This window comes from Phormidium sp. CCY1219 (assembly GCF_055795085.1).
In genome coordinates this window covers 1-1,894 of record NZ_JAYFEQ010000214.1, presented here as the reverse complement: position 1 = coordinate 1,894, position 1,894 = coordinate 1, and the positions used below count along the sequence as shown (strand labels likewise).

The 1,894-nt window shown below is 40.1% G+C and carries 1 pseudogene; it reads left to right on the top strand.

The annotated features are described in order from the left end of the window. Positions 1 to 1,894, top strand: a pseudogene (locus AC0QH1_RS01830) (hypothetical protein); the annotation flags it as partial.

Genomic DNA, 1,894 nt, shown 5'->3' with positions numbered 1-1,894 from the left:
AGAACCCGTGAGGCAGAACCGAAAAAATGGGCGAGTTTACAAAATCGGTTGGGTAATATCTACTCTGACGATGTTCCAGGAAGTAAAAAGGCGGATAATTTAGAAAAAGCGATCGCCTATTACAACGCGGCATTGGAAATTTGGACTCGTGAAGCTCATCCCGAAGATTGGGCTATGGCGCAAAGTAATTTGGCAAATACCTACTTAGACAGAATAAGGGGAAAGCGATTAAAAAACATTGAACAAGCTATTTCTTACTATGAAGCAGTATCAGAAGTCAGAACCCGAAACGCCTATCCAGAAAAGTGGGCAAAAATACAAATTGGTTTGGGAGAAGCTTACCGTAACCGCATCCAGGGAAAAAGAGCAGAAAATATAGAGAAGGCAATTGCGTACTATGAAGCAGCACTAAAAATCTGCACCCGTAATACCCATCCCGAAGATTGGGCAGGAACACAAAGCAATCTAGGTATTGCCTATACTAGGCGTCTCCGAGGACAAAAAGCAGAGAATGTAGAAAGGTCAATATCTTATCATAATGCTGCTTTGACAGTTTATACCCGTGAAGAATATCCCCAAAATTGGGCAATGGTGCAACTTAATTTGGGTCTTGCCTACAGTCACCGGCTTCATGGAGAGAAAGCAGAAAATCAAGAAATCAGTCTAGCTTATTACAATGCAGCCTTGGAAGTTTTAACGCGGCAGGAATTTCCAGAATACTGGGCAAAAATTCAACTCAATTTGGGTACTGATTACTCTGAACGTATCCAAGGACAAAAAGCAGATAATCTTGAAATAGCCATTGCCTTTGATAACGCTGCTTTGGAAGTTTTAACTCAAGAGGCATTTCCCGAAGAGTGGGCAATGGTGCAAAAGAATCTGGGAACTGATTACCGCAAACGGATAAAAGGTCAGAAATCACAGAATCTGGAAATAGCGATCGCCCACTACACTTCTACTTTGGAAATCTTCAATAAACAAGCATTCCCAGAAGACTGGGCAGTCGTACAAAAGATGTTAGGAAATACTTATCAAGATCGAATTTGTGGAAATAAAGCTGATAATTTAGAACAAGCCATCCGCTATTACAATGCTGCCTTAGAAGTCTATACTCGTGAAGGCTATCCCGAAGAGTGGGCCGCGATACAAAACGATCTAGGTTCGACTTACTATTATCGGAAGCGAGGAAATCAGGAAAATAACATCGAAAGGGCGATCGCTGCTTACGAAAGAGCATTAGAAGTTAACAGTTATTTTGAAAACAGTTTAGAAAATTGGGCTATTACCCAAAATAATCTTGGCAATGCTTACCGAAATCGCATCAGAGGAGAGAAGGCAGAGAATCTAGAAATCGCTCTCGCTGCCTATAAGAGTGCTTTAATCATTCGGACTCCTGAAAAATATCCTGAACTTTGGGCGGATACGCAATATAACTTAGGTGTTACCTACATTAACCGGATTGAAGGAGAGAAGGCAGACAATATCGAAAAAGCCATTATTGCCTACGAAAATGCTTTAGAGATTTATATTGAAAAAGTATTTCCTCCTGGAGATGAGCCAGCTACATCTTATTTCGATTTGGATTCTCAATCGATAATTGAAGATGACTATAACAGTCGTAAAAGTGCGCTCGTCATTTCTGATGGAGATTCAGAATCTCACGACTATAATTATTGGGTAAACCAGTGTGTTGGTTTGCAAATGAATTTGTCTAATAGTTATGTAAATCGAATTGAAGGAGATAAAGGTGAAAATTTAGGAAAAGCTATTGATTATTATAAGGAGAGTTTTAAACTTCGCCCTCGTAAAGCCTTCCCTAACGAGTGGGCAGAAATCAAATTCCTGTTAGGGCTTGTCTATACCGATCGAACAGTAATCAATCAAGAGGAACGTT